The 5,775-nt window shown below is 63.2% G+C and carries 5 protein-coding genes; all 5 read right to left on the bottom strand.

Going from position 1 to position 5,775, the window contains the following annotated elements; genetic code table 11:
• On the bottom strand, positions 1-164 hold a 164-nt coding region (hfq, locus tag EOA27_RS18880), incomplete at its 3' end, for an RNA chaperone Hfq (protein WP_127256882.1).
• A 142-nt stretch (positions 165-306) separates the two neighbouring features.
• Positions 307-1,170 (bottom strand): D-amino-acid transaminase, encoded by an 864-nt coding sequence (locus EOA27_RS18875; RefSeq protein ID WP_127256880.1) that lies wholly within the window; start codon positions 1,168-1,170, stop codon positions 307-309.
• A gap of 80 nt (positions 1,171-1,250) precedes the next feature.
• Positions 1,251-2,612 (bottom strand): sigma-54 dependent transcriptional regulator, encoded by a 1,362-nt coding sequence (locus EOA27_RS18870; RefSeq protein ID WP_042642304.1) that lies wholly within the window; start codon positions 2,610-2,612, stop codon positions 1,251-1,253.
• Positions 2,602-4,893 carry a PAS domain-containing sensor histidine kinase gene (locus tag EOA27_RS18865; RefSeq protein ID WP_126082756.1) on the bottom strand — a complete coding sequence of 764 codons (2,292 nt, stop codon included), beginning with the start codon at positions 4,891-4,893 and terminating at the stop codon, positions 2,602-2,604. Before EOA27_RS18865 ends, EOA27_RS18870 begins: the two co-directional genes overlap by 11 nt.
• A 127-nt stretch (positions 4,894-5,020) precedes the next feature.
• The coding region (locus EOA27_RS18860) for a sigma 54-interacting transcriptional regulator (protein WP_189562058.1) at positions 5,021-5,775 on the bottom strand (755 nt) is incomplete at its 5' end.

Here is a 5,775-nt window from a genome sequence, read left to right as displayed (position 1 = left end):
AGCTGGGAGTGCCCGTCACGCCGCAACAACACACAAAAATTGTCGAACGAAGTGACGACGCCGGTCAGCTTCACGCCGTTGATGAGGAAGATGGTAAGTGGATTTTTGCTCTTGCGAACTGAATTCAGGAACAGGTCCTGAAGGTTTTGCGATCGTTCCGCCATTTTTCTTGTCTTTCGCCGATCCCCTTCGGTTTGCTGCCAATGCGCCAAATTACGCGGCACGTGTCAAGCGCGCAAACCCCCTCTTGCCGATACAAAGGCAAGCAGAACGAGATAGTTGAGGTTAACTCCAGTTGTGCGGTTATCAGGCTGGACTTTTTTCCGCAACGTCAAAAAAAGCCTGCCGCAACGAAAGTGTCATAGAGCCAGGATGGCCATTTGCGATTGGCGCACCGTCGATTTCGACCACCGGCATGGCGATTGTGGTCGCCGAACTGATGAACGCCTCCTTGGCAGCCTTGGCCTCAGTGACCGAAAAACCGCGCTCCTCGATCTTGAGGCCGAGCTTGGCGGCGACATCGAAAAGCGTCGTGCGGGTGATGCCGCGCAGGATGCCGTGCTCGGCCGGCCGGGTCACCAGTATGCCGTCCCTTGTGACAATCCAGGCGTTTGACGAGCCGCCTTCCTTGACGTTGCCATCGGCGTCGACGAACCAGGCTTCCTGGGCGCCGGCTTCCTTGGCCTTCTGCTTGGCAAGCACATTGGGCAAAAGGCCCGTGCTCTTGATGTCGACGCGGTCCCAGCGATTCTCAGGCACGGTGATGACCTTGATGCCGGCCTCCACCCGCTTCGCATTCGCCGCCGGATCGGCTTTCCTGGCGGTTATGACCAGGGAAGATTTCGTGCCTGCCGGCGGGAAAACGAACTCGCGGCTGGCGACGCCGCGCGTCACCTGCACATAGACAAGGCCGTTGACCACGCCGTTGCGATTGACCACCTCGCGCAGCAGCAGCGACAAGACGCCTTCCGATACCGGCCAGGCGATCGACAGTTCCTTCAGCGAGCGCTTGAGCCGGGCAAGATGGCGCGGCATGTCGACGATATGGCCGCGCGCCACTTCGCAGACCTCATAGACGCCGTCGGCGAACTGGTAGCCGCGGTCCTCGATATGGACGCTGGCTTGGGAATGGACGACATAGCGCCCGTTGACATAGGCAATGCGCGGCATGGGCATCCTCGGGGAAATATCGGGCTTTCTTAGGCGATTCTGCCTTTGCCGTAATAAACAATCGCGTGGGCCAAGCCGGTCTAGACTCCCAGCGACTTCAGCTTGCGATGCAGGGCCGACCGCTCCATGCCGATGAACTCGGCGGTCTTCGAGATGTTGCCGCCGAAGCGGTTTATCTGGGCGATCAGATAGTCCTTCTCGAATTGCTCGCGCGCCTCGCGTAACGGCAGCGCCATTATGTGCTGGTCCGACTGATTGGGCGTGCGTGGCATCACGTCGCCGATCTCGGACGGCAGAAGGTCGGCGGTGATCGGAGCATCGGGATTTTCCCCTCGCGCCAGGATCATCAACCGCTCGACATTGTTGCGCAGCTGGCGAACGTTGCCCGGCCAGTTATGCGCCTGCAGCACGGCCAGCGCATCGTCGCCGATGCGGCGCGGCTTGATGCCGGCCTGGCGTGCGATCTGCTTCATGAAATTGTCGACGAGATAGGGAATGTCCTCGCGCCGCTCGGCGAGCCCGGGCACCATGACCGGAACCACCGCCAGGCGGTGGTAGAGGTCCTCGCGGAAGCGGCCGTCGGCGATCATCGCCTCGAGGTTTTGCGAGGTGGACGAGATGATGCGGACATCGACCTTGACGCGCTTGGTGCCGCCTACCCGCTCGAACTGCTGCTCGACCAGCACGCGCAGGATCTTGTTTTGCGTCTCGCGCGGCATGTCGGCGACTTCGTCGATGTAAAGGATGCCGCGATGCGCCTCTTCCAGCGCACCGACCTTGCGTTCGGTACCGTTCGATTCGGTGCCGAACAGCTCGATCTCCATGCGCTCGGGCGTGATGGTGGCCGCGCTCAGCGTCACGAACGGGCCGGCCTTGCGCGACGACAGGGCGTGGATGGCGCGCGCCGTCAGCTCCTTGCCGGAGCCGGACGGGCCGACGATCATGACGCGGCTGTTGGTCGGTGCGACGCGCTCGATTGTCTGCCGCAGCTGGCTCATGGCCGACGACATGCCGATCAGGTCGAAGGTCTCGCCGCTGCGCTGCTTGAGGTCGGAGACCTCGCGCCGCAGCTTGGACGTTTCGAGCGCGCGCTCGGCGATCAGGATCAGGCGATCGGCCTTGAACGGCTTCTCGATGAAGTCGTAGGCGCCGCGCCGGATCGCGGACACCGCCGTTTCGATGTTGCCATGGCCGGAGATCATCACGACCGGCATGTTCGGGTGCATGGTCTTGATTTCGTCGAGCAGCGCGAGGCCGTCGAGGCGCGAGCCCTGCAGCCAGATGTCGAGGAAAATCAGCCGCGGCGCGCGGTCGGCGATCGCCGCAAGCGCGCTGTCGGCGTCATGCGCCGTACGGGTTTCATGACCCTCGTCGCTCAGGATACCGGCGACAAGTTCGCGGATGTCTTCCTCGTCATCGACGATGAGAATGTCAGACGCCATTACCGACCTTTTCAGTTTCTCGTTCGTGTTCGTTTCGACCTTCACCGCGTGGCGGCGCGGCTACGACCGTCGCCGGCGGCAGGATGATCGAGATCATCGCGCCCCGGCCACCATGGAAATCCGCTGGCGCGTCGTGCAACTCGAGACGGCCGCCATGGTCCTCCACGATCTTCTTGACGATAGCGAGGCCGAGCCCGGTCCCCTTCTCGCGCGTCGTCATATAGGGCTCGAGAAGCCTTTGGCGATTCTCGCGCGGCAGCCCCTTGCCGTTGTCGATAACGTCGATTCGTATGGCGCCATCTTGGCGCCCGGCTTGAATCCGGATTGTGCCGTCCGAACGATCCGCCGGATCAAGTCCATCGATCGCCTCGGCGGCGTTCTTGATGACGTTGCCGAAGGCCTGCGCCATCAGGCGGCTGTCGAAAGTACCCTTCAACGGCTCGCTGCCGAAATCGCGCTGGAAGGCGATGTCGGGGCGGCTGACCTCGACCAGGAAGGAGGCCTCGCGCAGCGACTCGCGCAGATCGATCGCCTTCATCTCCGGCTTCGGCATGCGGGCGAAGGCCGAGAATTCGTCGACCATGCGGCCGATGTCCTCGACCTGGCGGATGATGGTATCGGTGCACTGGTCGAAGACCTCGCGATCCTCGGTGATGACCTTGCCGTAGCGGCGCCTGATGCGCTCGGCCGAGAGCTGGATCGGCGTCAGCGGGTTCTTGATCTCATGCGCGATTCGCCGCGCCACATCCGCCCAGGCCGAAGAGCGCTGCGCCTGGACGAGATCGGTGATGTCGTCGACCGTGACCACGTAGGATTTCTCTTCCTCGCCGTCGTCGCTGGACTCGACGGTGACCTGGACGTTGAAGGTGCGCTCCAGGCCGGCGCGGAAGAAGGTTACCTGCTCGCGGTAGACCGGCTTGCCCGACTGGCGTCCGATCTCGAAGACCCGGCCGACAAGGGGCAGGACCGCCGAAAGGTTCTGGCCGAGCGTCGCACTTGCCGAAATCGCCAACATGGTTTCGGCCGAGCGATTGACGATGGTGATGATGCCGTAGGGGTCGACGCCGATGACACCGGCGGTGACGCCGGCCAGCACCGCCTCCGAGAAGCGCCGGCGCTCGTCGATCAGATCCTTGGCCGAAAGGAGCTCGTTGCGCTGCGATTTGAGCTCGAGGATCATGTTGTTGAAGGTCTCGCCGAGCGAGGCGACATCGCCGTCGGATTGGCGCACGGGCACGGCGACATCGAGATTGCCGGTGGCCACCTCGTCGGCGGCGCCGATCAGCTGACGGATCGGCCGCACGATCCGGTCGGCAACGGCGATGCCGGTCCAGATCGCCGACAGGATAATGATCAGCGTGAGCGACAGGTAAGGCAATGCAAAGGCGACCTGCGAGGTCCGCCGGTTGTCCTCCAGATTGCGGTATTCATCGGTGTTGCCCTTGACGATCTGGCGCGCCTTGATGACGTCGGGATCGACCAGCCGGATCGTATAGAGGTAAAGCCCTTCGATCTCGCGCAGCTTGATGATGGCGCCCATGATGTTGCGGGTGCGCGGCTCGATCAGCACCGGCTTGCCGGCCGCCGCGGTGTCGACGGCGCCCGCCGGCGGTTCAGGCATGGCGAAGTCGGCGTCGGTCTTGGCTTTCATGACGAACGAGCCGTCAGGATTGATCAGGGCGGCGTGCGCCAGTCCGCGGCCAACGGCTTCCTTGTTCAACAGATCGAGGAAACCACTACGGTCGAGGCCGTAGAGCGTGCGCGAGGCATCGAGATCGTATGCCATCGACAATGTCGTGCCCTGCAGGTTGCGCGCGTTCTCCTGCACATAGGCGTCGGCGATCGACAACGACGAGTTGACGATCGTCTTGGTGCGGATCTCGAACCAGCGGTCAAGGCCGATGTCGAGCGTGATCGACGCGATGATCGCCACCATGATGGCCGGGATTGCGGCAACCAGCGCGAACATCGCGACGATGCGCACATGCAGCCGCGAGGCGGCCCTGCCGTGGCGCCGCGCCAGGACGATGCGGCGCACCTCGCGGGCGATCAGCGCGATCAGGAACAGAACGAAGACGGCATTGGCCGCGACCAGGGCCCAGGTCGTGTCGGCGGTCGGCGCGATCGGCGTTGCGCCGACCAGGATAGCAAACGAGATTGCCGCCGTGATCACCGCGCCGGCGATGGCCACCACGCCGGGCAGCGCCAGCAGCCGTCGGCCGTCACGTGTGCCAGCCTGGCTGAAAAGCGGTTGGTTCAGGGTCGGAGCCTCAGCTGCCATATCGCGGTACAGAGTCGGTCATTGCGTCGGATGTATGCAACGCATTGTGGCGATTATGCAACAAGTGTGGCCGAGGACGAAATCTTTCCCCCGTCAATTCGCCAATTATTGCAAGCACGAGGCTGCGCTATGGCTGCCTGGACGACTTGTATACGTTGACGCCAAGCTCGCGGATCTTCTTGCGCAGCGTGTTGCGGTTGAGCCCCAAAAGCTCCGCCGCCTTGATCTGGTTGCCGCGCGTCGCCGTCATCGAGGCCAGCACCAGCGGATATTCGACCTCGGCGAGAATGCGCTGGTAAAGCCCCGACGGGGGTAATTCGCCGGCGAAGGAGGCGAAATAGCGCTGCAGGAAATGCTCGACCGCCTGGCCGATCGACAGATCGTCGGGAATGAGCGCGCCGCCGTCCGGCACGACTGGCCTCTCGCCGGTCTTGAGCTCAGACTCGATGATTTCCGACGAAATCTCGTCCTGCGAGTAGAGGGCGGCCAGCCGGCGCACCAGGTTTTCCAGCTCGCGCACATTGCCCGGCCAGGGATAGCGCTTCATGAGCTCGATGCCGCCGGACGAAATCCGCTTGGTCTGCAGGCCCTCGCTGGCGCCCTGCTTGAAGAAGTGCCGCACCAGGTCGGGAATGTCCTCGGAACGCTCGCGCAGCGCCGGCAGCCTCAGCGGCACAACATTGAGGCGATAGAACAGGTCTTCGCGGAAGAGGCCCTGATTGATCAGCGTGCGCAGGTCCTTGTTGGTGGCCGCGACGATGCGCACGTCGGTCTTGATCGGCGTGCGTCCGCCGACCGTCGTGTATTCACCCTGCTGCAGGACGCGAAGCAGCCGGGTCTGCGCTTCCATCGGCATATCGCCGATCTCGTCGAGGAACAGCG

Origin of the sequence: Mesorhizobium sp. M2A.F.Ca.ET.037.01.1.1 (genome assembly GCF_003998075.1) — a bacterium.
GTDB lineage: Bacteria > Pseudomonadota > Alphaproteobacteria > Rhizobiales > Rhizobiaceae > Mesorhizobium.
The sequence above is the reverse complement of the archived record's forward strand: the minus strand, read 5'-3'. Positions and strand labels throughout refer to the sequence as shown.